The sequence below is a fragment of the Amycolatopsis vancoresmycina genome, from assembly GCF_000716785.1.
GTDB lineage: Bacteria > Actinomycetota > Actinomycetes > Mycobacteriales > Pseudonocardiaceae > Amycolatopsis > Amycolatopsis vancoresmycina.
The window spans coordinates 99342-124187 of the sequence record NZ_JNYY01000009.1; the positions used below are offsets into that span (position 1 = coordinate 99342).

The 24846-nt window shown below is 73.4% G+C and carries 26 protein-coding genes; 14 read left to right on the plus strand and 12 right to left on the minus strand.

Annotation, left to right across the window (positions count from 1 at the left end; translation table 11 throughout):
- Positions 1-4 precede the first annotated feature (4 nt).
- The 6 genes from OO60_RS23005 to OO60_RS23030 all read left to right on the plus strand — a co-directional run bounded on the left by OO60_RS23005 (position 5) and on the right by OO60_RS23030 (position 4354).
- Positions 5-577 (plus strand): TetR/AcrR family transcriptional regulator, encoded by a 573-nt coding sequence (locus OO60_RS23005; protein ID WP_003060573.1) that lies wholly within the window; start codon positions 5-7, stop codon positions 575-577.
- Positions 574-1008 (plus strand): pyridoxamine 5'-phosphate oxidase family protein, encoded by a 435-nt coding sequence (locus OO60_RS23010; protein ID WP_003060570.1) that lies wholly within the window; start codon positions 574-576, stop codon positions 1006-1008. Before OO60_RS23005 ends, OO60_RS23010 begins: the two co-directional genes overlap by 4 nt.
- A gap of 116 nt (positions 1009-1124) precedes the next feature.
- The gene (locus tag OO60_RS23015) at positions 1125-2333 is read left to right on the plus strand and encodes a cytochrome P450 (protein ID WP_003060569.1); all 1209 of its coding nucleotides are present in this window, start codon (positions 1125-1127) and stop codon (positions 2331-2333) included.
- A complete protein-coding gene (locus OO60_RS23020; protein ID WP_003060567.1) occupies positions 2330-2950 on the plus strand; it encodes a TetR/AcrR family transcriptional regulator in 621 nt (206 codons plus the stop codon). Before OO60_RS23015 ends, OO60_RS23020 begins: the two co-directional genes overlap by 4 nt.
- 19 nt (positions 2951-2969) lie before the next feature.
- On the plus strand, positions 2970-3170 hold the full coding sequence (locus OO60_RS23025) for a ferredoxin (protein WP_003060566.1): 201 nt from the start codon (positions 2970-2972) through the stop codon (positions 3168-3170).
- Complete coding sequence (locus OO60_RS23030) at positions 3167-4354, plus strand: NAD(P)/FAD-dependent oxidoreductase (RefSeq protein WP_003060563.1); 1188 nt, start codon at positions 3167-3169, stop codon at positions 4352-4354. The genes OO60_RS23025 and OO60_RS23030 overlap by 4 nt, the downstream gene beginning before the upstream one ends.
- Here the strand turns inward: OO60_RS23030 and glmS are convergent.
- The gene (gene glmS / locus OO60_RS23035) at positions 4303-6126 is read right to left on the minus strand and encodes a glutamine--fructose-6-phosphate transaminase (isomerizing) (RefSeq protein ID WP_003060560.1); all 1824 of its coding nucleotides are present in this window, start codon (positions 6124-6126) and stop codon (positions 4303-4305) included. The two genes, OO60_RS23030 and glmS, sit on opposite strands and share 52 nt — an antisense overlap.
- A gap of 12 nt (positions 6127-6138) precedes the next feature.
- Positions 6139-6411, minus strand: a complete 273-nt coding sequence (locus OO60_RS23040) for a hypothetical protein (RefSeq protein ID WP_033262066.1) — start codon at positions 6409-6411, stop codon at positions 6139-6141.
- 159 nt (positions 6412-6570) lie between these two features.
- Here OO60_RS23040 and OO60_RS23045 point away from each other — a divergent pair, with 159 nt between their 5' ends.
- Complete coding sequence (locus OO60_RS23045) at positions 6571-7263, plus strand: class I SAM-dependent DNA methyltransferase (RefSeq protein ID WP_003060553.1); 693 nt, start codon at positions 6571-6573, stop codon at positions 7261-7263.
- Here the strand turns inward: OO60_RS23045 and dapA are convergent.
- Positions 7187-8047: a 4-hydroxy-tetrahydrodipicolinate synthase gene (dapA, locus tag OO60_RS23050; RefSeq protein ID WP_003060551.1), complete on the minus strand. Its 861-nt coding sequence runs from the start codon at positions 8045-8047 to the stop codon at positions 7187-7189. The genes OO60_RS23045 and dapA overlap by 77 nt on opposite strands.
- 72 nt (positions 8048-8119) lie before the next feature.
- Between dapA and OO60_RS23055 the strand changes: the two genes are divergently transcribed.
- Positions 8120-9019, plus strand: coding sequence for a LysR family transcriptional regulator (locus tag OO60_RS23055; protein WP_003060549.1), 900 nt, complete (start codon positions 8120-8122; stop codon positions 9017-9019).
- A 27-nt stretch (positions 9020-9046) separates the two neighbouring features.
- On the opposite strand, the gene OO60_RS23060 is transcribed toward OO60_RS23055, so the two are convergent.
- The 5 genes from OO60_RS23060 to OO60_RS23080 all read right to left on the minus strand — a co-directional run bounded on the left by OO60_RS23060 (position 9047) and on the right by OO60_RS23080 (position 12416).
- The gene (locus OO60_RS23060) at positions 9047-9391 is read right to left on the minus strand and encodes an STAS domain-containing protein (protein ID WP_003060546.1); all 345 of its coding nucleotides are present in this window, start codon (positions 9389-9391) and stop codon (positions 9047-9049) included.
- Positions 9388-10617 (minus strand): PP2C family protein-serine/threonine phosphatase, encoded by a 1230-nt coding sequence (locus OO60_RS23065; protein WP_209441395.1) that lies wholly within the window; start codon positions 10615-10617, stop codon positions 9388-9390. The genes OO60_RS23060 and OO60_RS23065 overlap by 4 nt, the downstream gene beginning before the upstream one ends.
- Complete coding sequence (locus OO60_RS23070) at positions 10617-11417, minus strand: alpha/beta fold hydrolase (protein ID WP_033262067.1); 801 nt, start codon at positions 11415-11417, stop codon at positions 10617-10619. Before OO60_RS23070 ends, OO60_RS23065 begins: the two co-directional genes overlap by 1 nt.
- 21 nt (positions 11418-11438) lie before the next feature.
- Positions 11439-11807: an STAS domain-containing protein gene (locus OO60_RS23075; protein ID WP_033262068.1), complete on the minus strand. Its 369-nt coding sequence runs from the start codon at positions 11805-11807 to the stop codon at positions 11439-11441.
- A gap of 108 nt (positions 11808-11915) precedes the next feature.
- Positions 11916-12416: a pyridoxamine 5'-phosphate oxidase family protein gene (locus tag OO60_RS23080; protein WP_004559474.1), complete on the minus strand. Its 501-nt coding sequence runs from the start codon at positions 12414-12416 to the stop codon at positions 11916-11918.
- 38 nt (positions 12417-12454) lie between these two features.
- On the opposite strand from OO60_RS23080, the gene OO60_RS23085 reads away from it, so the two are divergent.
- Complete coding sequence (locus OO60_RS23085; RefSeq protein ID WP_033262069.1) at positions 12455-13051, plus strand: acyl-CoA-like ligand-binding transcription factor; 597 nt, start codon at positions 12455-12457, stop codon at positions 13049-13051.
- A gap of 70 nt (positions 13052-13121) precedes the next feature.
- Here the strand turns inward: OO60_RS23085 and OO60_RS23090 are convergent, their stop codons facing one another.
- Positions 13122-14075: an NsdA family TPR-like regulatory protein gene (locus OO60_RS23090; RefSeq protein ID WP_033262070.1), complete on the minus strand. Its 954-nt coding sequence runs from the start codon at positions 14073-14075 to the stop codon at positions 13122-13124.
- Positions 14076-14441: 366 nt separating this feature from the next.
- Between OO60_RS23090 and OO60_RS23095 the strand changes: the two genes are divergently transcribed.
- The 4 genes from OO60_RS23095 to OO60_RS46525 all read left to right on the plus strand — a co-directional run bounded on the left by OO60_RS23095 (position 14442) and on the right by OO60_RS46525 (position 20460).
- Positions 14442-16718 carry a cellulase family glycosylhydrolase gene (locus OO60_RS23095; RefSeq protein WP_003064847.1) on the plus strand — a complete coding sequence of 759 codons (2277 nt, stop codon included), beginning with the start codon at positions 14442-14444 and terminating at the stop codon, positions 16716-16718.
- A 23-nt stretch (positions 16719-16741) separates the two neighbouring features.
- The gene (locus tag OO60_RS23100) at positions 16742-18559 is read left to right on the plus strand and encodes a rhamnogalacturonan lyase (RefSeq protein WP_033262071.1); all 1818 of its coding nucleotides are present in this window, start codon (positions 16742-16744) and stop codon (positions 18557-18559) included.
- A 102-nt stretch (positions 18560-18661) separates the two neighbouring features.
- The gene (locus OO60_RS46520) at positions 18662-19510 is read left to right on the plus strand and encodes an MEDS domain-containing protein (RefSeq protein WP_051767741.1); all 849 of its coding nucleotides are present in this window, start codon (positions 18662-18664) and stop codon (positions 19508-19510) included.
- A complete protein-coding gene (locus tag OO60_RS46525; RefSeq protein ID WP_033262073.1) occupies positions 19507-20460 on the plus strand; it encodes an anti-sigma factor RsbA family regulatory protein in 954 nt (317 codons plus the stop codon). Before OO60_RS46520 ends, OO60_RS46525 begins: the two co-directional genes overlap by 4 nt.
- Here OO60_RS46525 and OO60_RS23115 read toward each other — a convergent pair.
- The gene (locus OO60_RS23115) at positions 20442-21383 is read right to left on the minus strand and encodes a lysyl oxidase family protein (protein WP_004560997.1); all 942 of its coding nucleotides are present in this window, start codon (positions 21381-21383) and stop codon (positions 20442-20444) included. The genes OO60_RS46525 and OO60_RS23115 overlap by 19 nt on opposite strands.
- A 162-nt stretch (positions 21384-21545) precedes the next feature.
- Here OO60_RS23115 and wecB point away from each other — a divergent pair, with 162 nt between their 5' ends.
- Entirely contained in the window at positions 21546-22706 is a 1161-nt protein-coding gene (gene wecB, locus OO60_RS23120) for a non-hydrolyzing UDP-N-acetylglucosamine 2-epimerase (RefSeq protein ID WP_004560996.1), read from the plus strand.
- Here the strand turns inward: wecB and OO60_RS23125 are convergent.
- Positions 22682-23998: an NAD(P)/FAD-dependent oxidoreductase gene (locus OO60_RS23125; protein WP_004560995.1), complete on the minus strand. Its 1317-nt coding sequence runs from the start codon at positions 23996-23998 to the stop codon at positions 22682-22684. The genes wecB and OO60_RS23125 overlap by 25 nt on opposite strands.
- 4 nt (positions 23999-24002) lie before the next feature.
- A complete protein-coding gene (locus tag OO60_RS23130; RefSeq protein ID WP_004560994.1) occupies positions 24003-24833 on the minus strand; it encodes a glycosyltransferase in 831 nt (276 codons plus the stop codon).
- Positions 24834-24846: the final 13 nt, after the last annotated feature.

The window sequence follows — 24846 nt, forward strand, 5'->3', positions numbered from 1 at the left end:
TTCGGTGGGCGAACGCAAGCCCAAGCGGGCGGACGCCCGGCGCAACGAGAAGGCGTTGCTGGACGCGGCGGCCGCGGTCTTCGTCGCGTCCGGGGTCGACGCGCCGGTGCGCGACATCGCGGCGAAGGCCGGCGTCGGGATGGGCACGATCTACCGCCACTTCCCAACCCGGGCGGACCTCGTCATCGCCGTCTTCCGGCACCAGGTGGACGCCTGCACGGAGGCCGGGCCGGCCCTGCTGGCCGCGAACGAATCGCCGTACGCCGCGCTGGCGCAGTGGATCGACCTGTTCGTGGACTTCTTGGTGACCAAGCACGGGCTCGCCGGGGCCCTCCAGTCGGACAACGCCGGCTTCGAGGCGCTGCACGCGTACTTCCTCGACCGGCTGGTGCCGGTGTGCGCCGAGCTGCTCGACGCCGCCGCCGCGGCCGGCGAGATCCGGGCCGCGGTGCCGCCGCTGGACCTCATGCGCGGGGTCGGCAACCTCTGTATCGGCGCGGACGACCCCCGGTACGACGCACGCCGGATGGTGCAGCTCCTCGTCGCGGGCCTGCGGTGCGGCACGATGGGTGCATGACGGCGTGGCGGGAGTTCGAAGCGGCGGAGCCGGAGTTCGCCCGGCGGGTGCAGGCCCTGTTCGACGCGCACAAGCACAAGACGATCGCGACCCTGCGGGCTGACGGCTCGCCGCGGATCTCCGGGATCGAGACGGCCTTCGAGAACGGCGAGCTCGTCTTCGGTTCGATGCCGCACGCGCGCAAGGGTGCGGACCTGCTCCGCGACCCGCGGTTCGCGCTGCACAGCGCGACGGTCGACCCCGTCGAGGGCGCCGAGGCGCAGTGGCCGGGCGAGGCGAAGATCGCCGGGCGCGTGCGCACCGAAGACGGCGAGCGGTTCGAGGCCGACGTCGCCGAGGTCGTGCACACCCACCTGAACGAGGCGGCCACGCTGCTGGTCGTCGAGTGGTGGACGCCCGCGGGCGGGCTGCGCAAGGTCGAGCGCGAATAACGCCAAGCGTCGCGCGCGCGGCTGAGGCTTCCCCGGAGATTAAATCAACTGCTTGACTTAATCCGGGATCGTGGCCATCCTCGGAGCAGGGGACATTCACCAACGAGAGGCCCGCCATGACGCCCAGCCACACCGATCCGCTGCCGCGCTTCCCGTTCGAGGCCGCCACCGCGCTCGAGCCGCCGGCCGAATGGGCCGAATTCCGGGAGAAGTGCCCGGTGGCGCGCGTCGCGCTGGCCAGCGGGGACGAGGCCGCCCTGATCACCCGGTACGACGACGTCAAGACGGTCCTGTCCGATCCGCGCTTCACCCGGCCGTCGGCGGGGGACAACGCGGCCCGCGTCGCGGACACCGAGTCGGGCGGGGTGTTCAACAGCGAGATGGCCGCCGTGCTGCCGCAGCACGGCGAGGCGCACCTGAAGTGGCGCCGCCTGCTCGGGAAGTGGTTCACCGCCAAGCGGATGGCCGCGCTGCGGCCCGGCATGGCGGCGATGGCCGAGCAGCTCGTCGACGAGATGGTCGCGAAGGGCGCGCCCGGCGACCTCAAGGCGGGCCTCGCCTTCCCGCTGCCGGTCTGGGTCATCTGCGACATGCTCGGCGTGCCGGACACCGACCGGGACCGGTTCGCCCACTGGTCCGACGTCATGCTCAGCATGACCCGCTACACGCAGGCCGAGTTCGACGCGGCGCAGGCGGAGTTCGGCCGGTACATGGGCGGGCACATCGCGGGCAAGCGGGCCGAACCCGGTGAGGACATCCTCAGCGCGCTGATCGCCGAGGGCGTCGACTGGTCGGACGCGATGCTCACCGCCACCGGCATCGGCCTGCTCATCGCCGGGCACGAGACCACCGCGAACATGATCGCCAAGATGGTGGCGATGCTGCTGGCCGACCGGAGCCGGTGGGAGCAGCTGCTCGCCGACCCGTCGCTGGTGCGCACGGCGGTCGAGGAATCGCTGCGGGTGGACGCCAACGCCGGTGTGGGCATGCAGCGGTACATCACCGAGGACTTCGAGGTCGGCGGCACCGTGCTGCCGGGCGGCACCACCGCGATGTGCAGCATGGCCGCGGCCAACCGCGACGAACGCGCCTTCGAGGACGCCGGCGCGATGGACCTGACCCGCAGCCCGAACCCGCACCTCGCCTTCGGCGCCGGCGCGCACGCGTGCCTCGGGCAGCCGCTGGCCCGCACCGAACTGCAGGTCGTCCTCGAGGTGCTGCTGCGCAAGCTGCCGGCGCTGGAGCTGGCCGTCCCGGCGGACGAACTGCGCCGGGTCGAGGGCCTCGCGGTCGGCGGGCTGCGGGAACTGCCCGTCCGCTGGTGACGGACCGGGCGCAGGCGACGCGGGAGCGGATCTTGGCCGCGGCGGAACGGCTCTACGCCGAACACGGCGTCCTGGCCGTGTCCAACCGGCAGATCGGCGAAGCGGCCGGGCAGGGCAACAACACCGTCGTCGGCTACCACTTCGGCACCCGGGCCGACGTGGTGCGGGCCATCGTCCGCAAGCACACCGGGCCGATCGAACGGTTGCGTGGCGGCCGGCTGGACCGGGGGTGCACGCAGCTGCGGGACTGGCTCGGGTGCCTGGTGCACCCCGCCACCGAGCACCTCGCCGAGCTGGGCGCGCCGACCTGGTTCGCCCGGTTCGCCGCCCAGGTGATGACCGAGCCGTCGCTGCGCGCGGTCATCGTCGAGGAGACGCTGGCGTCCCCCTCGCTGGCGCGGACTCTCGACGGGCTCTACCGGTGCCTGCCCGGGCTGCCCGCCGAAGTCCGCGCCGAACGGAACGACATCACCCGGCTCCTGCTGATGCACGGGATGGCCGGGCGGGAACGCGCGCTCGCCGACGGCGCGGGCACCCCGGAAACCGGCTGGCGCGACACCGCCACCGCCCTCACCGACGTACTGGCCGGGCTGTGGCTCGCGCCGGTCACGGAGTAACCGAACGAAGGGAACCACCATGAAGATCACTGTGGACGAGGCCAAGTGCTGCGGCGCGGGCACCTGCGTCATGCTCGCGCCGGACGTGTTCGACCAGCGCGACGACGACGGCATCGTCGTCCTGCTCGACGAGCACCCGGCCGAAGCCCTGCACACGACCGTCCGCGAAGCCGCGAGCGTGTGCCCGGGCGTCGCGATCTCGGTCAGCGAGGAAGGATGACGGCTCCGGGCGACGTCCTGGTCGTCGGCGCCTCGGCCGCCGGGCTCGCGACCGTGGAAGCCCTGCGCCGCAAGGGTTACCAGGGACGCGTAACCGTTCTGGGCGCCGAGCGGCACCTGCCCTACGACCGGCCGCCACTGTCCAAACAGGTCCTCGGCGGGAGCTGGGCACCCGAGCGGGCGCAGCTGCGGCCCGCAGCTGCACTGTCCGCATTGGACACCGAGTTCGTGCTCGGCGACCCGGCCGTGCGGCTCGACGCCCGCGCGCGGACCGTTCACACCGCGGCCGCGCGGGCCCTGACCGCGGAGGCGATCGTGCTCGCCACCGGGCTGCGGCCGCGCACCCTGCCCGGGCAGGACGGCCTCGGCGGGGTCCACGTGCTGCGCACCCTCGACGACGCGCTGGCCCTGCGCGCGGACCTCGCGCCGGACAAGCGGGTGGTGGTCGTCGGGGACGGCGTGCTCGGCGCGGAGATCGCCGCGACCGTGTGCGAAACGGGCGTCCCGGTCACCCTGGCCGGGCCGCAGCCCGCCCCGCTGGCCTACCAGTTCGGCCCGCTCGCCGCGGGCCTGCTCGCCGAGCTGCACCGCGGGCGGGGCGTCGAGCTGCGGCTCGGCTCCGCGGTCACCGGCCTGGCCGAGGACGACGGGCGCGTCACCGGGGTGCGGCTGGCGTCCGGTGAGGTGCTGCCCGCCGACGTCGTCGTGGTCGCCTTCGGTGCCGCGCCGGCCACGGAGTGGCTGGCCGGCAGCGGGGTGCTGTGCGACAACGGCGTGGTGTGCGACTCCCGCTGCCGGGCGGCGGACGGGATCCACGCGGCGGGTGACGTCGCCCGCTGGCACCACGAGGGCCTCGACGCACTGCTGCGGCTGGAAAACCGGACGAACGCCACCGAGCAGGCGGTCGCCGTGGCGGGGAACATCCTCGGCGACGACCGCCCGTACACACCGGTGCCGTACTTCTGGACCCACCAGTTCGACACGCGGATCCACGTCCACGGCACGCTGTCCGCGGCGGCCGAAGTGTCCGTTGTGGAGGGTGACCCGCGGGAGGGCCGGTTCGTGGCCGAGTACCGGGAAGGTGGGCGCGTGACCGGGGTGCTGGGCTGGAACATGCCCAAGCAGGCCCGGGTTCACTCCACGGTGACCGACTTGGCCAGGTTGCGCGGCTTGTCGATGTCGTAGCCCAGCGTCAGCGCGGCGTGGTAGGCGAGCAGCTGCAGCGGGATCGTCAGCAGGACCGGGTCGAGCTCCGGCTCGGTCCGGGGCACCACGATCCGCGGGACGTCGAGCTCGCCGAAGTCGACGCCGGCGTGGGTCACCGCCAGCACCGCGCCGCCGCGGGCCCGGATCTGCTGCACGGCGGCCAGGTTGCGCTCGGTCAGCTCGTCCGACGGGACGACGGCGACCGTCGGCAGGGCTTCGTCGATCAGCGCGAGCGGGCCGTGCTTGAGCTCGGACGTCTGGTACGCCTCGGCGTGGCGGTAGGAGATCTCCTTGAACTTCTGCGCGCCCTCCCGGGCCACCGGGTAGCCGCGGACGCGGCCGACGAAGAACAGGCTGTTCGCGGCGGCCACGGTCTTCGCGTGCTCGGCGATCTCGGGCTCACCGTCCAGAACGGACTTGATCTGGCCGGGCAGCGCGCGGATCGCCGTGATGATCCGCTGACCGTCCGCATTGGACAGATCGCGGACGCGGCCGAGCGAGAGCGCGATCAGCGCGAAGCCGACGGCCATGTTGGTCAGCGCCTTGGTCGAGGCGACCGCGATCTCCGGGCCGGCGTGCAGGTACACCCCGCCGTCGCAGGCGCGGGCGATCGTCGAGCCGACGACGTTGACCAGGCCCACCACCCGGCCGCCCTTGCGCTTGATCTCCTCCACGGCGAAGGCGGTGTCGATCGTCTCGCCGGACTGGCTGACCGCGATGTAGAGCGTGTCGGCCTCGATGATCGGGTTGCGGTAGCGGAACTCCGACGCCGCTTCGGCGTCGGCCGGGATCCGCGCCAGCTCCTCGATCATCGTCGCGCCGATCTGCCCGACGTAGTAGGCCGAGCCGCAGCCGAGGATCTTCACGCGGCTGAACCCGCGCAGCTCCCGCGGCGTCAGGTTGAGCCCGTCCAGGCGGGCGACGCCGAACCGGTCGTCGAGCCGGCCGCGGATCATCCGCGCCACGGAGTCGGGCTGCTCCTGGATCTCCTTGGCCATGTAGTGCGGGTAGCCGCCCAGGTCGAGGTCTTCGGCGGCGATGTCGATCTCGGTGGCCGGCTTGGTCGTGTCGCTCTCGTCGACGGTGAAGGTGCGGTAGCCGGTGGCGAAGACCGTGGCGAACTCGCCGTCGTCGAGGTGCGCGACTTGCGAGGTGTGCCGGACCAGCGCGGCGAGGTCGCTGGCGACGAACATCTCCCGCTCGCCGACGCCGATGATCAGCGGCGAGCCGTTGCGCGCGATCACCAGCCGGTCCGGGTGCGCGCTGTCGGTGACGGCGATCGCGTACGTGCCGGTGATCCGCGAGACCGCCTCGACGACGGCGTCTTCGAGGGTCTCGGCGCCCGAGCGGGCGATCAGGTGGGCGAGGACCTCGGTGTCGGTCTCGGACGTCAGCTCGACCCCGGCGTCGGCGAGCTGGGCGCGCAAGGCGTCGGCGTTGTCGATGATGCCGTTGTGGACGACGCAGACGCGGCCGTCTTCGGACGTGTGCGGGTGCGCGTTGGCCTCCGACGCGGGCCCGTGCGTGGCCCAGCGCGTGTGCCCGATGCCGACCTTGCCGGTGAGCCGCTTGGGCAGCGCCGCGGCGAGGTTGCGCACCCGCCCGACCACCCGGTGGACCTGCGCGGTGTTCTTGGCGCCGAGCACGGCGATCCCGGCCGAGTCGTAGCCGCGGTACTCCAGCCGGGTCAGGCCTTCGAGCAGGATGGGAGCGGCGTTCTGGCCGCCGATGTAGCCGACGATTCCGCACATGGCGAACCTTTTCTAGCCGTAGACGATGCGGCGCAGCTGCCGCTCGGACAGGTCGGGCGCGGCCACCAGCCGGCCCCGGAGCTCGGCGGCGATCAGCGGGAAGATCTCGGGGTTCTTCCGGCCCTCGGCCTGCAGCTCGGTGTGCCGACGGCGGACGTAGACCTCGGCCGGCGTCCGGTAGAACGCCAGGACGTCGTCGACGACCCGCGCGGCCACCCCCGGCGGCAGTCCGGTGGACGCGGCCACGCGCTCGACGATGTCGGTCTCCGCCACGCCGGACATCATGCCCTCCCGGGCCCGCGAAACCCAAATTCTTGCCCGAAATCGGGCAAGATCTAAATCGTTGGACAGCTCCGCCGGCTCCGGACGAGGGTGGACGGCGTGCGCCAAGCAGACATCTGGGATGCCGAAACGGCCGAGCGGTACGACACGCCGGGCCATGGCATGTTCGCTCCCGAGGTCGTCGGGCCCGCGGTCGAGCGCCTGGCCGCGCTGGCCGACGGCGGCCGGGCGCTGGAGTTCGCCATCGGCACCGGGCGCATCGCCGTTCCGCTCGCCGAGCGCGGGGTGCCCGTCGCCGGCATCGAGCTGTCCGAGCCGATGCTGGCCCGGCTGCGGGCGAAGGCGGCGATCCCGGTCGTCACCGGGGACATGGCGACGGCCACCGCGCCCGGCCGGTTCTCGCTGGTCTACCTAGTCTACAACACGATCTCGAACCTGCTGGCCCAGGACGAGCAGGTCGAGTGCTTCCGCAACGCGGCCCGCCACCTGGACCCCGGCGGCCGGTTCGTGATCGAGCTGGGCGTCCCCGAGTTGCGGCGGCTGCCGCCCGGGCAGGACGCGCTGGTCTTCCGCGCCGACTCCGGGTACGTCGGCGTGGACACCTACGACACCGTGCGCCAGCACCTCGTCTCGCACCACTTCACCTTCGGCGAGGGGCGGCAGGCGCGCGTCGGCCGCTCCCCGCACCGCTACATCTGGCCGGCCGAGCTCGACCTGATGGGCCGGCTGGCCGGGTTCGAGCTCGAGTCCCGGCACGCGGACTGGACCGGCGCGGAGTTCACGGCGGCGTCGGGATCGCACGTGTCGGTCTACCGGCTTCGACCAGCGGAAGCCGGACACTCGCGTGCGGGATGACGCCCAGCCCGGCCAGCGCGGCCTTGGTGTTCGCCGCGGCCGTGCCGGAACGCAGGAGCCGGCCGGTCACCGGGCGCAGGTCGTCGTCGATCGCCCGCGCTTTGACCAGGTCGCCGTCGCGGACGGCGCGGATGAGGTCCGCGGTGCGGCCGGCCGCCACGTTGGCCACCACGCTCACCAGGCCCGCCGCGCCGCACGCCAGGTACGGCAGGTTGAGCTCGTCGATGCCGCAGTAGTAGGCCAGTGACGTGCGGGACCGCACCGCCATCGCCTCGGCCAGGTCGCCCTTGGCGTCCTTGACCGCCCGGATCCGCGGGTGGCCGGCCAGCTCGACCAGGGTCGACGGCGCCATCGCGACGCCGGTCCGCGCGGGGACGTCGTAGAGCATCACCGGCAGCTCGGTGGCGTCCGCGACGGCCAGGCAGTGCGCGAGCACGCCGTCCTGCGTCGGGCGGGAGTAGTAGGGGCAGACGAGCAGCAGCGCGTCCGCGCCGGCTGCTTCCGCTTCGCGGGCCCGGCGGATGCTGGCGGCCGTGTCGTGGGTGCCGACGCCGGCGATCACCCGTGCGCGGTTCCCGGCCCGGGCCACGACGTCCCGGACGAGACCGGCGGCTTCGGCCTCGGAAAGGGTGGGGGACTCGCCGGTGGTCCCGCCGACGACGAGGCCGTCGCACCCGGTGGCCAGGAGGTGGTCGACGAGCCGTGTGAGGCCGGGTTCGCAGAGCCCGCCGCCGGGCTGCATGGGGGTCACCATCGCGACGAGGTTGGTGCCGAATTCGGTCATGGCCCGACCTTGCCGGGGCCGATCGATGCGGTCCAGCGATGCTTTTTTGCCGATAGTGCGTAGCCTGGCTTCATGATCGAGGTGGGCGCCCTGCGGGCGTTGCGCTCGGTGGCCGCGCTCGGGACGCTGGCGCGGGCGGCCGAGGAACTCGGGTTCACCGCCTCCGCGGTTTCGCAGCAGATCAAGCGGCTGGAACGCCAGGTCGGCGTCCCGGTGCTGGCGCCGGCGGGCCGCGGGGTGGTGCTGACCCCGGCCGGGCAGGCCATCGCCGACATGGCGCTCGAGGTGTTCCAGGCGCTGGAGCGCTGCGCCGAAGCCGCCAAGTCGGTCTCGGCGGGCGCGCCGCGCGGCACGCTCCGGGTGGTGGCCTTCTCGACGGCCATCCGCGGCCTGCTCGCGCCGGTCGTGGCCTCGCCGGCGTACCCGGAGCTGCGGGTGGAAGTCACCGAGCAGGACCCCGCCGAGGCCCTGCGCAGCGTCGGCGCGGGCACGGCGGACCTGGCGCTCGTCCACGACGCGGACGGCCTGCCGCCCTCGCCGCGGCCGCCGTCGCTGGCGCAGCGGTGGGTGCACACCGACGTCGGCGACGTGGTGGTGAGCCGCACGCACCCGCTGGCCCGGCTCGACACCCCGCTCGACGAGGCCGCGCTGGCCGGGCACGCGTGGGTGACCAGCCCGCCGGGCACGGTGTGCCACCAGTGGTTCCGCCGGCTGTTCGCGCACGCGCCGGCGGAACCGGACGTGCGGCACCTGGTCGACGACTTCGCGACGCAGCTTTCGCTGGTGGCCTCTGGGCAGGTGGTCGCGCTGGTTCCGCGCCTGGCCCGGCCGCCGCTGGGGGAGGACCTGATCGCCCGGCCGCTGCGCCGGCCGCCGAAGCGGGAGGTCCATGCGGCGTGGCGGCGCAGCGCCGAGGCCAGCCCGGCGATCCGGGCCGTCCTCGCCGAGCTGGGCCCGGCGCCAGGCCACTAGGAGCGTTGTGCCGGGCCTTCGGGATCGTCAGTCCTTGAGGGCGTCCTCGGTGCTCGGGTAGGTCGGGAAGAAGTCCGCGAGGCCGATCAGCGCGAACGTCCGGGCGAGCCGGGCGGGGACGGCGGCCAGCGCGACCCCCGCGCCGGCCGCTTCGGCGACGTTGCGGGCCGCGATGAGCGCGGAAATGCCGCTGGAGTCGCAGAACGTCACCCCGGCGAGGTCCACCACCAGCAGCTGCCCGCTCTCGAGCGCGAGCGTGCCGGCCGCGGTGCGCAGGCGCGGGGCCGTGGCCACGTCCAGTTCGCCCTCGACGGTGACGACCGGCCCGGCCGCGGTGCTGCGGGTCGTCACGGAGAACGGGATGCCGGTCACGCTCGATCGCCTCCGGGGATGCTCAGTGCCAGCAGGGCCGTGTCGTCTTCGACGCCGTCGCCGAAGCCGGCGAGCAGGCCGGTGACCGCCTCGATCACCGTGGACGCGGTGGCCGGCGCCAGGCCGGCGAGGTCGGTCCGCAGCCGCTCTTCGCTGTAGCGGACGCGGCCGTGCACGCGGGCTTCGGTCAGCCCGTCGGAGTAGAGCAGCAAGGTGTCACCCGGTTCCAGGAGGACGTCCACGGCGGTGAACCGCGCGCGGGGGAACGCGCCGACCAGCTGCCCGCCCGGTGCGGACAGGAACCGGGACGAGCCGTCGGCGCGGATCAGCAGGGCCGGCGGGTGGCCGCCGGTGGCGAGAGTGACCGCCGCGCCGTCGTCGCGGCGCTCGATGTGCCCGTGGACCACGGTGCAGTAGCGCGGGTCCGCCCCGCGGTATTCGTGGTGGAGCACGGTGTTGAGGCGGTCCAGCACGGTGACCGGATCCGGCTCGGACGCCGCGGCCGCGCGCAGCGTGTAGCGTGCCAGCGACGTCACCACGGCCGCGGCGGCGCCCTTCCCGGACACGTCGCCGAGGAAGAACCCCCAGCGGCCGCCGGTCAGCGGGAACAGGTCGTAGAAGTCGCCGCCGACCTCGTCGGCGGACGCGGGGTGGTAGTAGGCCGCGACCTCCAGGCCGGGCACCTCCGGCAGGGCCGGCGGCAGCAGGGTCTGCTGCAGCGTGCGCGCCAGCCGCTGCACCCGGTCGCGTTCGCGCTCGGCCGCTTCCCGCGCCCGCAGCAGTTCCTGCTCGTAGGCGCGCCGGTCGCGGGCGTCGAAGATCGTGGTCCGGATGAGCTGGGCCTGGCCGTCGGTGCCGGTCTTGACGGTCGAGGTCACCAGCACCGGCAGCCGCGTCCCGTCCGCGGTCGTCAGCTCGAACGCGACGCCGCCGAGCTCGCCCTGCATGCGCAGCAGCGGCGCGAAGTGCGTCTCGTGGTAGATCCGGCCGCCGACGGTCAGCAGGTCGGCGAACCGGAGCCGGCCGACCACCTCCGCGCGTTCACGGCCGAGCCAGCCGAGCAGGGTCGCGTTGATCTTCGCGATCGTGCCGTCCAGCAGCGTCGAGAGGTACCCGCAGGGTGCGTGCTCGTAGAGGTCCTCCGCGCTGTCCTCCAGCAGGGCGGAGAACGCGGGGCCGGCGCTCTCGCGGTTGCCGGGGCCCGCCTGGTCCCCGGCCTCGCACATCACCGCCCGCTCACGAACGAGGTGATCGCGGCGGCCGTCGCCTCCGGCGCGCTGAGCTGCGGGCAGTGCCCGGTCGCGGCCAGCGTCACCAGCGTGCTGCCGGCGATCCGCTCGTGCGTGAACCGCCCGACCTCCGGCGGCGCGATGGCGTCGTTCGCGCACTCGAGCACCAGCGTCGGCACGGTCACCGCGGCCAGGTCCGCCCGGTTGTCGGACAGGAACGTCACCCTGGCGAACACCCGCGCGATCGCCGGATCGGTGCGGCAGAAGCTGTTCGTCAGCTCCTCGCCGAGTTCCGGGCGGTCCGGGTTGCCCATGATCACCGGGGCCATCGTCGCCGACCAGCCCAGGTAGTTCGATTCGAGCGCGGCGAGCAGCTCGTCGATGTCGGCGCGGCTGAACCCGCCGCGGTAGCCGTCGTCGTCGACGTAGCACGGCGACGGGGTGAGCAGCACCAGCTTCGCGAACCGGTCCGGCTCGCGGTTGGCGGCCAGCACGGCGATCATCGCGCTGACCGAGTGCCCCACCAGCACGACGTCACGCAGGTCCAGCTCGCGGCAGATCGCCAGGACGTCGTCGGCGTAGCCGTCGAGGCTGCCGTAGCGCTCCGGGGTCCAGGCCGTCAGGTCCGAGCGCCCGGCGCCGGTGTGGTCGAACAGCACGACCCGGTACCGCGCCGCGAGGTCCGGGACGACGAGGCGCCAGAGGTTCTGGTCGCAGCCGAAGCCGTGCGCGAGCAGCACGGTCGGGCCGCCTTCCCGGCCGGTGACGGTCACGTTGTTCCTGCTGCGCATGCTCACCGGGGACATCCTGCCCCGTGGTCAGCCGGCGAGCGCGGCGGCCCGGGTGGGGGCGACGGCCAGCGCGTCGTGCAGCCCGGTCAGCCCGAGGGTGCGGTGGACGACGCCGGTTTCGGGCGCGACGACCCGGACCCGGGTGCCGGGGCCGGCGCTCCGGCGCGCTTCGACCAGGACCGTGATGCCGATGGAGGCGAGGAAGGTCACTTCGGACAGGTCGATCACCAGCAGCGCCGGCGCGCCGGCGAGGGCGGTGGCGACCTCGTCGCCGAGCACGGGGGCGCTGAGCAGGTCGAGCTCGCCGGCCGCGGCCAGCACGACCGCGTCGCCGGTGGGGTGCGCCGTCACGCGCAGCAGGTCCTGGGGCCGGAGCCGAGGGCCGTCAGCCGTCACGACGACCCCTGCCCCGCTCGGACGACCGCGCTGCCATGCCGGGCTCCTCTCCTGGTCAGTCCACTGCGGATCGGTGGTACCCCGGTCTCCCGGCCGGCAAACATCGATTCATGACCCGATCGGATGCGGTGCGGTGCTGCCGCCGAAGGGCAGCGACGGCAGCCCGAGCTTGCGGTGGTCCCAGGACCGCGTCCGCTCGACGTCGAGGCGGACGGCGACCCGCTTGGCGAGCATCAGCTCGACCATCGGCCGGACGTCCTCGGTGTACGGGCCGGTGTACCGCTCCCAGACGTTCACGCCGACCGCCCACAGCGCGTCCGGGTCGTCGACGAGCACCGCGCGCCCTTCGAGGGCCACGCCGCGCAGGGCGTCGTAGGTGTCGCCGGTTTCGACGAGGACGGTGACCCGGCCGTCACGGCGCAGGTTGGCGGCCTTCTGCGACTTGGCCTTGGTCTCGAACCAGAGGACGCCGTCGAGCACGGCGTACCACATCGCGACGAGGTGCGGCTGCCCCGACGGCCCGACCGTGGCGAGCGTGGCGACCCGCTGTTCGGCGAGGAACCCGCTGATCTCCGCCGCCGACATGACGATCTGCTCGCGTTGCTTCACGCCGTGCTCCTCGGTGAGACATAGTCCAGAATGAGACTATGTCTCGGAGTGAACCGGAAAGCCTGGCCGTCCGCAAGAGGCGGGCGACGAACGCCCGGATCGCCGCCTCGGCGGCCCGCCTGGCCGGCCGGCACGGGGTCGGCGGCACGACGGTGGACCGCATCGCGGCGGACGCCGAAGTCGGGCGCGCGACCTTCTTCCGCTACTACGACACCAAGGAGAGCGCGGTGGCGGAGGGCATCGCCGGGCCGTGGCTGACGCTGGTCACCGAGGCGATCGCGCGCCAGCCGGCCGACCGGGCGCCGAAGGCGGCGCTGGTGTCGGCGTTCCGCGAGCTCGCGGGGGAGTTCCCGGCTCACGCCGGCCGGATCCGCGAGCTGGCGCGGCTGACGCGGTCCTCCCCGGCGCTCGACGCCTGGACCGCGCGGACCTACCAGCGCTACGAACGGATGATCTCGATCCTGCTGGCTTCCCGCTTCGACGCGCGGCCCGGTCACGACCCGCGGCCCCGGCTGCTGGCGGCGCTGGCCATGGCGGCGGTGCGCGTCTCGCTCGACGAATGGGTCCGGGACGGCGGCGAGCTGCCGGAGCTGATCGGTGGCGCGTTGGCCGCGGTTTCGGTCGAGGGCGCCTGAGGGTCGTGAGTGGTAAGGCGGGTTAGAACGCGCCTTACCACTCACGACGGGGACCGGTGGCTGACGGGGTTCAGTTCAGCGGCAGCGCGCGGTACCGCGTGATCCGTTCCGGCAGCGTGCCGAGCACCGGGTCGCCGTGGTGCTCGAGGAACAGGCGTTCGAGCGGGGCCAGCCGGTCCTTCGGCCGGACCGAGGCGACCGTGCCGGCCAGGTCGAGCGCCTCGGCGCCGACGCGGGCCGCCTCGTCGAGGTCGCCGCGGCCGGCGTGGTTCTGGGCGAGCATGATCAACGTCAGCGAGCGGCTGCGGGCCATGTCCGCGCCGTAGCGGCCCGCCGCGGTCGTCAGCTCGGTGATCGCCCGGCCACGGTGGCCGCCCGCCAGTTCGGTCAGCACCGTGCCGCGCATCGCGGCCAGGTCCGTCTCCGCGAAGAACGCCTCCCACGGGCGCGGGTCCGAGCCCGCCGTCTCGGCGAACGCCGCCTCGGCGTCCGCCAGCCGGGTCAGGGCCGCGTGCTCGTCGCCGCCCATCGCGAACGCCCAGGATTCGTTGGCCGCCAGGATGGCCGTCGCCCGGCGGGAGGCCGAGCGCCGGGCCGCCGCCCGGCCGCGGGCGAACTCGGCCAGCGCGCCCGGGACGTCGTGGTGGTGCAGGTGCACGCGGCCGAGCCGGTAGTGGATGTTCGCCACCAGGCTGTCGTTGCCCGCCTCGGCCGCCAGCCCGAGCGCGCGTTCGAAGCGGCGGCGGGCCGGGACCGGGTGCCCGGTGTCGAACTCCGTCCAGCCCAGCAGGTTGTGCACGTCGGCCAGGACCGTGTGGAGCCTCGCCCGCAGCCGGTCCGGCACCGTGCCCCAGTGCAGCAGCAGGCTCGCCGTCTTGACCACCCGGACGGCGTCGCGGCAGAACCCGCCGCCCTGCCGGTAGTCCAGCGCGCGCAGCACGCCGACCGCCGCTTCCAGGTCCGCGACGTCGGCGGTTTCGATGTTGATCGGAAGCGGACCGCCCTTACCCGTCATCGTCACCATGACCTCACCTCGCGCAGCGCGCACGCACGCCCGCATCGGTTGCCGGCGCTCGGGAAATACCCAGAGCAGGCCCAGCGGAAACCGCCCTCACCCGTCAGGGGCGTGGGCTTCCCGTCCGCGCCGAACCGGAGCCGAACGTCGACCGTCACCGGCCGGAGGACGCCCGGGCCGGAAGTAAGCGCTTTCTCGCGGGCCGGTCCTCGCGGGGAAAACGCTTTCCCTGATCACGGCCGCGCAGCTTAACGGTTAAGCAGATTGGCCGGTTTCTGTCTCGCCGCCGGTGTTCCAGGCCGGTCTCCCGTGTTACCGTGGGAGCGCTCCCAGCCCGAAAACTTTCCTGTCGAGTGGTTCTCCAGGAGGTCGGTAATGAACTGGCGATTCCTCCGTGCGCTCGTCGCCGGCCTGCTGCTGGCCGCGTGTGCCGTCGTGGCGCCCGCCGAAGCCGCCACGGCCGAAGCGGCCGCGCCCACGCGGGTCATGGCGCTCGGCGACTCCATCACCGGTTCGCCCGGCTGCTGGCGGGCGCTGCTGTGGAAGCACCTGCAGGACACCGGACACACCGACGTCGACTTCGTCGGCACCCTCCCGGCCCAGGGCTGCGGCTTCCCCTACGACGGCGACAACGAGGGCCACGGCGGGTTCCTGGCGACCGGCATCGTGCGCGACAACCAGCTGCCCGGCTGGCTGTCGGCGACGCACCCGGACATCGTCCTGATGCACCTGGGCACCAACGACGTCTGGAACAACATCCCGGCGAGCACGATCCTGGACGCCTTCACGACCCTGCTCGGCCAGATGCGGGCCGCCAACCCGGCGACCAAGCTGGTCGTCGCCAAGATCATCCCGATGAACCCCGCCAACTGCACCGCCTGCGGGCAGCGGGTCGTGGACCTGAACAACGCCATCCCCGGCTGGGCGCAGGCGCACTCGACGGCGGCGTCCCCGATCACCGTCGTCGACCAGTGGACCGGGTTCGACACCGCGGCGGACACCGGTGACGGCGTGCACCCCAACAGCACCACCGGCATCCAGAAGATGGAGAGCCGCTGGTACCCCGCCCTGGTGGCCGCCCTCGGCCCGGGCACGCCGGCCGCGACCGGCCTGCACGTCGACGGCACCCGGATCGTCGAAGCCGACGGCAGCCCCTTCGTGATGCGCGGCGTGAACCACGCGTACGTCTGGTACCCCAGCCAAAACCGCGCCTTCGCCGACATCAAGTCCTTCGGCACCAACACGGTCCGGGTCGTGCTCGGCAGCGGGCAGCGGTGGGGGCCGACGCCGGCCGCCGAGGTCGGCAGCGTCATCGGGCAGTGCAAGCAGAACCGGCTGATCTGCGTCCTGGAGGTGCACGACACCACCGGGTACGGCGAGCAGAGCGGCGCCGCGACCCTGGGCCAGGCGGCGAGCTACTGGATCAGCGTGGCCGGTGCGCTGCAGGGCCAGGAGAACTACGTCGCGATCAACCTGGGCAACGAGCCGTTCGGCAACGACCAGCAGGTGAGCGCCACCTGGGCGACCGCCACGGCCGACGCGGTCAAGCGGCTGCGGGCCGCCGGGCTGCGGCACCTGCTGCTGGCCGACGGGCCGATGTGGGGCCAGGACTGGCAGAACATCATGCGGGACAACGCGGCCACGGTGTTCAACGCCGACCCGCAGCACAACACCGTCTTCTCCATCCACATGTACGGCGTCTACGACACCGCGGCCGAGATCAACGCGTACTTCGACGCGTTCCGCGCCGCCGGGCTGCCGCTGGTCGTCGGCGAGTTCGGCGGCATGCACACCGACGGCAACCCGGACGAGGACACGATCATGGCCCAGGCGCAGGCACGCGGCCTCGGGTACATCGGCTGGTCGTGGAGCGGCAACAGCAGCGACGTCGCCTACCTCGACATGACGAACAACTTCGACCCGGCCAGCCTGACGGCGTGGGGCGACCGGTTCCTCAACGGCGCCAACGGGATCCGGCAGACGTCGAAGGAAGCCGCGATCTACAGCGGCGGGCCCGCCGACACCCAGGCGCCGTCCGTCCCGGGCACGCCGGTCGTGTCCGGTGTGACGTCGAGCGGCGCCACGCTGACCTGGACCGCGTCGACCGACAACGTCGGCGTCACCGGCTACTACGTCCTGCGCGCACCGGGCACGAGCGGGGGCACGTTCGCCGTGGTCGGTTCCGGCACGACGACGTCATACACCGACAGCGGGCTGGCCGCGGCCAGCACCTACCGGTACCAGGTGCGGGCCCGGGACGCCGCCGGGAACACCTCGGCCGGCTCCGGCGTCGCGACGGTGACGACGAGCGCGGGCGGCGGGTCCGGCGCGTGCAAGGTGGCCTACTCGGCGTCGAACTGGGGTGGCGGCAACGGGTTCACCGCCAACGTCACCATCACCAACACGGGCACCAGCGCGGTCAACGGCTGGACGCTGGCCTTCAGCTTCGCCGGCGGGCAGCAGGTGACCCTGCCCGGCTGGGGCGCCACGTTCGCCCAGTCCGGCGCCGCCGTCACCGCGAAGAACCTGAGCTGGAACGGCTCGCTGGCGCCGAACGCCTCGACCGGCATCGGGTTCAACGGCACGTTCGGCGGCGGCAACCCGGCGCCGTCCGCGTTCACGCTCAACGGGAACACCTGCTCGGCCGGCTGAACCGCCTGCGAAAGGGAGGAACCATGGGTAGCTTCGGCAAGCGGCTGGTGTTCGCCGCCGCCGGTGTGGTGGTGGCGGGGCTGGTGCCCGCCCCGGCCGTCGGCACGGCCGCCGCACCGCAGATCGACAGGCTGAACCGCGGGGTGGTCAGCGTCCACACCGCCCGGGGCAACACCGTCGGCTGGCGGCTGCTCGCCGACGACCCGCCCGGGGTGGCCTTCGCCGTCTACCGCGACGGCACCCGGGTGACCGCGACCCCGGTCAGCGGGCCGACGGACTTCCTGGACGCGGGCGCCCCCGCGGGAGCCCGGTACACCGTGCGCGCGGTGGTCGGCGGGGTCGAGCGGGCGTCGGCCTTCGCCGCGGAGGACTCGCTGACGTTGGACAGTGGCGTCGCCGCGAGCACCCGCGACATCCCGATCCAGCCGCCCGCCGGCGGGACCACCCCGGCCGGGGAGAGCTACACCTACACCGCGAACGACGCCAGTGCCGGCGACCTCGACGGTGACGGCCAGTACGAAATCGTGCTGAAGTGGGACCCGACCAACTCGAAGGACAACTCGCAGTCCGGCTACACCGGTGACGTCTACGTCGACGCCTACCGGCTCGACGGCACCCGGCTGTGGCGGATCGACCTCGGCCGCAACATCCGGGCCGGCGCGCACTACACGCAGTTCCAGGTCTTCGACTACGACGGCGACGGCCGGGCCGAGGTCGCGATGAAGACCGCGGACGGCACCCGGTCCGGCACCGGCCAGGTGATCGGCAGCGCGAGCGCCGACTACCGCAACTCGAGCGGGTACGTCCTGTCCGGACCGGAGTTCCTGACGATGTTCAACGGGCAGACCGGTGCCGCGGTGGCCACGGTGAACTACGACCCGCCGCGCGGCACGGTGTCCTCGTGGGGCGACAGCTACGGCAACCGCGTCGACCGGTTCCTGGCCGGGACGGCGTACCTGGACGGCTCCCACCCGAGCCTGATCATGAGCCGCGGCTACTACACGCGCACGGTCATCGCGGCCTGGGACTTCCGCGGCGGCGCGCTGACCGAGCGCTGGAAGTTCGACTCGAACTCGGCCGGCTCGCAGTACACCGGCCAGGGCGACCACCAGCTGGCCATCGCGGACACCGACGGCGACGGCCGCGACGAGATCGTCTTCGGCGCCATGGCGATCGACGACAACGGCAGTCCACTGTGGAACACCCGGCTCGGCCACGGCGACGCCATGCACGTCGGCGACCTGATCCCGGGCCGGCCCGGGCTGGAAGAGTTCAAAGTGGACGAAGACAAGTCCAAACCGGCAGCCTGGATGGCCGACGCGAAGACCGGGCAGATCATCTGGCAGAACGCTTCCTGCACCTGCGACAACGGACGCGGCGTCTCGGACGACATCTACGCCGGCAGCCCCGGCGCCGAGTCGTGGTCGTCGGCGGTGTCCGGGCTGCTGAACACCAGCGGCCAGAACATCGGGCGCAAGCCGTCGTCGGCGAACTTCGTCATCTACTGGGACGGCGACGCCCAGCGGGAACTGCTCGACGGCACCCACATCGACAAGTACGGCACCGGCGGGGACACCCGGCTGCTGACCGCCTCGGGTGTGCACGCGAACAACGGCACCAAGAGCACCCCGTCGCTGCAGGCCGACCTGTTCGGCGACTGGCGCGAGGAGGTGATCTGGCCGACGTCGGACGACCGGGCGCTGCGGATCTATTCGACCACCGACGCGACGAGCATCTCGCACGTCTCGCTGATGCAGGACCGGCAGTACCGCGAGGCCGTCGCGTGGCAGAACACGGCGTACAACCAGCCGCCGCACCCGAGCTTCGCGCTGGCCCGGTGAGGCCGGTACCCGTGGCCGCCGCACCGGCGCGGCAGGGGACCCGGCCCGGCGCGTCCGGGCCGGGCCTGCCGGGTCCGCCGCCCGGCGGCGTAGGCTCGGCCCGTGCCGAAGCCGAGCGAGCCGGAGCGCGGACCCTCGCCGGGGGCCCGCGACCACGTGTGCCGGGGTTACCGGCGGCGGGCCGAGTTCGTGGCCTCCGCGCAGGAGTTCCTGGCGGAGGGCCTGGCCGCCGGCGCGCGCGTCCTCTACGTCGCCCCGGGTGACGAGGCGGCCCTGACCGGGCAGCTGCGCGAGGACGATCGGTGCGGGGAGGGCCTGGACAGCGGCGCCGTGCAGGTCGCTTCGGTGGACGCGGCGTACCCCTCGGGCACCGTCGTCGACCCCGCCGAACAGGTGGCGGTCTACGCCGCGGCGACGTCCGAAGCGCTGGCGGCCGGGTTCACCGGGCTGCGGGTCGCGGCCGACGTGACGTCACTGGCGCGCACGCCCGCCCAGGTGGACGCCTTCGCCCGCTACGAGCACCTGGTCGACCACTTCATGGCCGCCCACCCGATGTCGGCGATGTGCGGCTACGACGTCGGCGAGCTCGGCGGCGAAGTCGTCGCGCAGCTCGCCTGCATGCACCCCGGCGCCGATGCCGGCGTCACCCCGTTCCACCTGCACGGGCACGCGCGGGACGGGAGCGCCGCCGCCCTGGACGGCGACCTCGACCTCGAGTCTCGCGGGCTCTGGCCGCTGGCGCTGGAACGCGCCGGGCTGCGCTCTTCGGCGGGCACGGTGGCGATCGACGCCGCCGGGCTCGGCTTCGTCGACCACCGCAGCCTGTGCGCGCTGGCCGACTACGCCGAGCGGCACGCCACCACCGTGGTCCTGCGCACGCGGCTGACTGCCCCGGCCCGGCTCGTCGAACTGCTCGATCTGCCGGGCGTCCGCGTGGAGCGCGCCGCATGACCGCCGCCCGCGGGTACGACCACGCCGCCGTCCGCTACACCTCCGACGCCGAACTGCTCGCCGTCGCCGTGCCCTTCCTCGAAGGCGGGTTCACCGCCGGCGAGCCGACCCTCGTGTCGCTGGCGCCCGAACGCGCCGAACTGGTGCGCGACGCCCTGCCGCCCTCGGCGCCGGTGGACTTCCTGGCCGTCGGCGACCTCTACGCGCGGCCGGCGGCGGCAATCCGGTCCTACCGCGAGCTGATGGCCGGGCTGGTCGACGGCGGAGCGGCCGGGATCCGCATCCTCGGCGAGCTCCCGCAGGCGGCGATCGACACCTCCTGGGACGGGTGGGCCCGGTACGAGTCGGCGGTCAACCACGCCTACGACGAGTTCCCGCTGCGCAGCATCTGCGCCTACGACACGCGCACGACCCCGCGGTACGTGCTCGACGACGTCGCCCGCACCCACCCCTTCGTCGCCACCCCCGGCGGCGGGCACCACGCGAACACCGGGTACATCGACCCGCGGTCGTTCCTGGCCGTCCCGCGGCCGATGACGCCGCTGCCGATCGAGCTGACCGCCCCGGCGGCGGAGCTGGCCGATCCCCGGCCGTCGGCCGCGCGCCGGGCCGTCGTGGCCGCCGCCCCGGCCGCCCTGGCCGGCGAAGAGCTCGACGATCTCGTCCTCGCGGTCAGCGAGATCGTCGACAACGCGCTGCGCCACGGCCGCCCGCCGGTCCGGATGCGGATCTGGGCCGACGCCGGGCACGTGGTCGTCACCGTGCACGACACCGGCGACGGGCCGGACGACCCGTTCGCCGGGCTGCTGCCCGCCGACCGCACTGTCGGCGGCCGCGGGCTGTGGATCGCCCACCAGGTCTGCGCCCAGGTCACCCTGCACCACGACGACACCGGCTTCACCGTTCGCTTGGCGGCGGGCCGGCTGCCGGCTCAGGCGCAGCGGGGCTGACCGGGGCAGCTGCGCAGGAACCGGACCACCGGGGCGGCCGCGATCGCCTGCCCGGGCTTGACCGGCCCGCGCGGCCAGCTGATCGACAGCGCGACGGCCGAGGAGTTGTTGCGGTAGTCCGTTTCCAGCAGCGTCCGGTCGGCGTTCACCGTGTTGACCAGGTCGTAGGTGCCGGCCGGGACGCGGGTGATGTCCAGCCACTGGAAGTCGACGGTGTACTTGTAGTCGTCGCCGGAGCCGACCGAGATCCCTTCGAGCACGTCGAGGGCGCCGGGTTCGTGGTGGCGGCACATGTTGTCCCGCAGCGTCGCGGCGAGGTCGGCGTCCGGGCCGGTGTCGCCGGGCACGTGCGTCAGGCGGCCGGCGTCGGCGACCGTGAACCGGTCGCCGAGGCAGAACCCGTTCTTGCGGTCGGTGACGACGGTCTTGCCCTGCGGGGAAACCAGCGCGAAGTGCTCGAAGTTCATCAGGTGCCAGTGCTGGTGGGCGGGCGCCGGCTCGTAGTAGGTGAACGCGTGGGTGGCGCGCTGGGCCGCTGCGTAGCCGTCCGGGATCGAGCCGTCCGTGCCGGTGCGCAGCGCCTGGCGGACGGTCATGGTGTCCTGCTTCGTGCTGTCGCGGCGGCCGAAGAGCAGCAGCGGCCCGGCGCCGACGTTCTCCTCCGCGCTGGTGAACCGCAGCCGCACGGCCTTCGCCACGGACGCGTCGACGCAGGGACCGTTGGGCGTGGCCGGATCGATCACCGGGCACACGTCCCACGCGGTGCACGCGGCGAGCGGGCCGGCACTGCCGCCGGGACACCCGGGAACCGCCTGGCGCAGATCGGGGAGCAGGAAGTCCGGGCCTTCGCCGGCCTGCGGAGCGGAGGCGGAAACGACGGCCGAAAGCACGACGACCGCCAGTACGACGAGTTTCTTGAGCAAGAGGGGGACCGTCCTGTCCGGTATTCCGACGGGGGTCATTCTAGAGCCCGCGCAATTCCCCGCGGCGACACCGCATTGTCACTCGATCGACTGAGTCGTCGCCGGTTTCCCGGTTCCGGTGAGTAGCGTGCGGGCGAACTCCCCACCCGGAAGGACCCGCGCATGCCGACGACCACCGCAGATTTCCGTGCTGCCGCCCCGGAATCACCGCCGGCGGGCGGCGGCGGGATCACGCTGGTCTGCGGCACGCGGCCGGAACTGATCAAGCTCGCCCCGCTGATGCGGCTCCTCGGCGACGGCTGCGCGGTCGTCTACACGGGACAGCACTACGACCGGTCGCTCTACGCGCGCATCCGCGCGGATCTGCCGCCGTCGGACCGGTTCTGCGAACTCGGCGTGGGGGCCGGCCGCCGCGGCGGCCAGCTCGGCCGGACGGTGAGCGCGGTCGACGAGGTGCTGGCCGACCGCCCCGGCCGGGTGGTGGTCGTGCAGGGCGACACGACGTCCGCGCTCGCCGGCGCGCTCGCCGCCAACGCGCACGACCTCCCGCTGGTGCACGTGGAAGCCGGGCTGCGCAGCCACGACCGGGCGATGCCCGAAGAACACAACCGCGTGCTGATCGACCACCTGGCCGACCTCTGCTGCGCGCCGACCGCGCTGAACCGCGCGAACCTGCTGGCGGAAAACGTGCCCGAAGGCCGGATCACCGTCACCGGGAACACGGTCGTCGAAGCGCTGCGGACGGCGTTGCCGCCCGCGGAGGACCGGCGGGCGGTGCTGGCGGCCAGGGGACTGGCGCGGGACCGGTTCGTGCTGGCCACCATCCACCGCCCGGAGAACGTCGACGACCCGGAGCGGCTGGCGGTGATCCTGCGCGAGCTGGGCCGCCTGCCGCTGCCGGTGGTGTTCCCGCTGCACCCCCGCACGGCCAAGAGCATCGAGCGGGCCGGCCTGCGGCCCCTGCTCGACCGGCTCGTCGAGCTGGAACCCCAGGCGTACCCGGCCTTCCTCGCGCTGGCCGCGGAAGCGGCGGTCCTCGTCTCCGATTCCGGTGGCATCCAGGAGGAAGCGAGCGTCCTCAAGCGACCGGTGGTCGTCGTGCGCCGGAGCACCGAGCGGCCGGAGATCGCCGGCACGTTCGGGACGCGGGTGCTGCCCGGGCCGGGGATCGGCGCGGAGGTGGCCCGGTGGCTCGACGACGTGGCGGGCCACCGGGAGCGCCTGCGGCACGTGGAGTCACCGTACGGCGACGGGTCCGCCTCCGCCCGGATCGTCGCCGCGCTCGGTGCGCTGGCCGGTCACCGGGCCGCGACCGCCGGCTGATCCTCGCGCCTGGCCGGGATCCGGCTGATCACGTCGTTCGCCAGTGCCACGCTCGAGTTCCAGCTCGTCACGTCCGGGTACACGTGGGCCGTGGTCGCCAGCAAGAGGTTCGTCCCCTCCACAGTCACCGGCGGGCGCGCGGCCAGGTAGCCGAGCGGGTACACCGGTTCCACGAACGGCGCCTTGAACACCCGCACGTCCTCGATGCCGTCCGGGCCGATCTCCGGGTACAGCTCCCGCAGCTGGGCCGACCAGCGGGCGGCGATCGCCGGGTCGTCGTCGAGGTACAGCTGGGAGTCGCGGTCGGTGTAGTGCATGACGTACACCAGGTGGCGGCCGCCGCAGGGGCCGGCCAGCGCCGACATCGCGACCACCCCGTCGAACTCCGTGCCCGAGTGCAGCACCGGTGTCCAGTAGTGCTCGGTGACCGGCTCGCGGAGGAAGAACACGCCGGTGACCACGCCCTGGTACGGCAGGTCGGTCGTGGGCAGCCGGGCGGCGAGCGCGTCGTCGGCGAGGCGCCGCAGCAGGGGCAGCGGCACGGTCGAGACGACGTGGTCGGCGTCCAGCACCTCGCCGCCGGTCAGCGTCAGCACCGGGCGGCCGCCCGTGCTGTGCAGCCGCCGGACCGGGGTTTCCGTGCGCACGGTGCCGCCGGCGCCTTCGATCGACGCCCGCAGCGCGTCGATGATCGTCTTGTAGCCGCCGTCCGGGTAGCCGCGGGTGGCGACGTTGCGCTCGCGGCCCAGGCGCTGCCACAGGTAGAGCGCGGGCACGTCCCCGAAGGACGGGCCGAACTTCGAGCCGAACATCGGCGCGAACAGCCGCTCCCAGACGACGTCGCCGTACAGCCCGCGCAGCCAGTCCTCGGTGCGGAGCGTGTCGAGGTCGCGGCCCTGGCCCAGCCGGCGCAGCAGCAGCGAAACCACGCCGAAGCGGACCCGGTCGGGCAGCCGCAACGCGGAGAACCGGAGCAGGTCGAAGGCGGAGTTGAACGGGTGCCGCCTGCCTTCGACGACCATGCCCATCGTCGTGTCGCGCCACCGCACGGAATCCCGCAGGCCCAGCTCGCCCAGCAGGGCCAGCAGGCTGACGTCGGTGGGCATGATGCAGTGGTAGAACCGCTCGACCCACCGATCGCCGTCGGCGAAGAACGTGCCGAGGCCGCCGAGCTGGTCGCTGCTCTCCAGCAGGGTCACGCGGGTGCCGCGGCGGGCGAGGCGGTGGGCGGCGGCGAGGCCGCAGATGCCGCCGCCGATCACGGCGACGTGCGGGGAGTCGGGAGGGGTCACCGGGTCACAGCTTCCGGTAGGGCGCCGGGCTCAGCCGGTCGCGGGCGAGCAGTTTCAGGTACTGCACCACGGTCCGCCGCAGCTTCAGCTTGCTGGGGCCCTGTTTGCGGTCGTACCGCAGGGCCAGTGGGACCTCGGTGATCACCGGGCGGCAGTGGCGCAGCTTCAGCAGCAGCTCCACCATGCAGGCGAAACCCTGCTCCTCGATGAGCCGCTCGCCCCAGTGCGCCGACGCCCGCGCCAGCAGCGACGCCCGGTAGGCGCGGTAGCCGCTGGTGAAGTCGCGGACGCCGTCGACGTCGAGCGCGCGGTGGAACAGCTGGGCCGCGCCGCGGGACAGCAGCCGCCGCCCGAACGGCGCGGTCCGGTCGTCGCCGCCGGGGACGAACCGCGAGCAGATGGCGACGTCCGCGCCCGCGGTGATCTCCGCCTGCAGCGCGCGGATCAGCGCCGGGTCGTGCGTGTCGTCGGCGTCCATCACCACGACGACGTCGTCGGGGCTCGCTTCCTCCAGCGCCGCCCGGAGCCCGGACTGCACGGCGCGGCCGAGCCCCAGGTTCACCAGGTGCCGCACGACGCGGACGTCGAGCCCGCCGTACTCCGACTCGGCCACGGCGACGGTGGCGTCGGCCGAGCCGTCGTCGACGACCCACACGGTGACCCGCTCGGTGCGGGCCACGTCGGCGAGCCGCCGCAGCAGCGGCGGCAGGGACGCTTCTTCGTTGAACGCGGGCAGCACGACGTGCGCCCGCCCGCCGGTCCGGCCCCCGGTGGGGTCCGGGCCGGGGCGGTCCGATTCGGACAGTGTGGCCAGGGTTGTCTCTTCGCGCGCCACGGTTCCCCTCGTC

Bases quoted from the DNA above. Each gene is read 5' to 3' on its own strand.
- OO60_RS23010 (WP_003060570.1), top strand. From the start codon at position 574: ATGACGGCGTGGCGGGAGTTCGAAGCGGCGGAGCCGGAGTTCGCCCGG.
- OO60_RS23015 (WP_003060569.1), top strand. From the start codon at position 1,125: ATGACGCCCAGCCACACCGATCCGCTGCCGCGCTTCCCGTTCGAGGCC.
- OO60_RS23025 (WP_003060566.1), top strand. From the start codon at position 2,970: ATGAAGATCACTGTGGACGAGGCCAAGTGCTGCGGCGCGGGCACCTGC.
- OO60_RS23030 (WP_003060563.1), top strand. From the start codon at position 3,167: ATGACGGCTCCGGGCGACGTCCTGGTCGTCGGCGCCTCGGCCGCCGGG.
- glmS (WP_003060560.1), bottom strand. From the start codon at position 6,126: ATGTGCGGAATCGTCGGCTACATCGGCGGCCAGAACGCCGCTCCCATC.
- OO60_RS23040 (WP_033262066.1), bottom strand. From the start codon at position 6,411: ATGATGTCCGGCGTGGCGGAGACCGACATCGTCGAGCGCGTGGCCGCG.
- OO60_RS23045 (WP_003060553.1), top strand. From the start codon at position 6,571: ATGTTCGCTCCCGAGGTCGTCGGGCCCGCGGTCGAGCGCCTGGCCGCG.
- dapA (WP_003060551.1), bottom strand. From the start codon at position 8,047: ATGACCGAATTCGGCACCAACCTCGTCGCGATGGTGACCCCCATGCAG.
- OO60_RS23055 (WP_003060549.1), top strand. From the start codon at position 8,120: ATGATCGAGGTGGGCGCCCTGCGGGCGTTGCGCTCGGTGGCCGCGCTC.
- OO60_RS23065 (WP_209441395.1), bottom strand. From the start codon at position 10,617: ATGTGCGAGGCCGGGGACCAGGCGGGCCCCGGCAACCGCGAGAGCGCC.
- OO60_RS23085 (WP_033262069.1), top strand. From the start codon at position 12,455: ATGTCTCGGAGTGAACCGGAAAGCCTGGCCGTCCGCAAGAGGCGGGCG.
- OO60_RS23090 (WP_033262070.1), bottom strand. From the start codon at position 14,075: ATGGTGACGATGACGGGTAAGGGCGGTCCGCTTCCGATCAACATCGAA.
- OO60_RS23095 (WP_003064847.1), top strand. From the start codon at position 14,442: ATGAACTGGCGATTCCTCCGTGCGCTCGTCGCCGGCCTGCTGCTGGCC.
- OO60_RS23100 (WP_033262071.1), top strand. From the start codon at position 16,742: ATGGGTAGCTTCGGCAAGCGGCTGGTGTTCGCCGCCGCCGGTGTGGTG.
- OO60_RS46525 (WP_033262073.1), top strand. From the start codon at position 19,507: ATGACCGCCGCCCGCGGGTACGACCACGCCGCCGTCCGCTACACCTCC.
- wecB (WP_004560996.1), top strand. From the start codon at position 21,546: ATGCCGACGACCACCGCAGATTTCCGTGCTGCCGCCCCGGAATCACCG.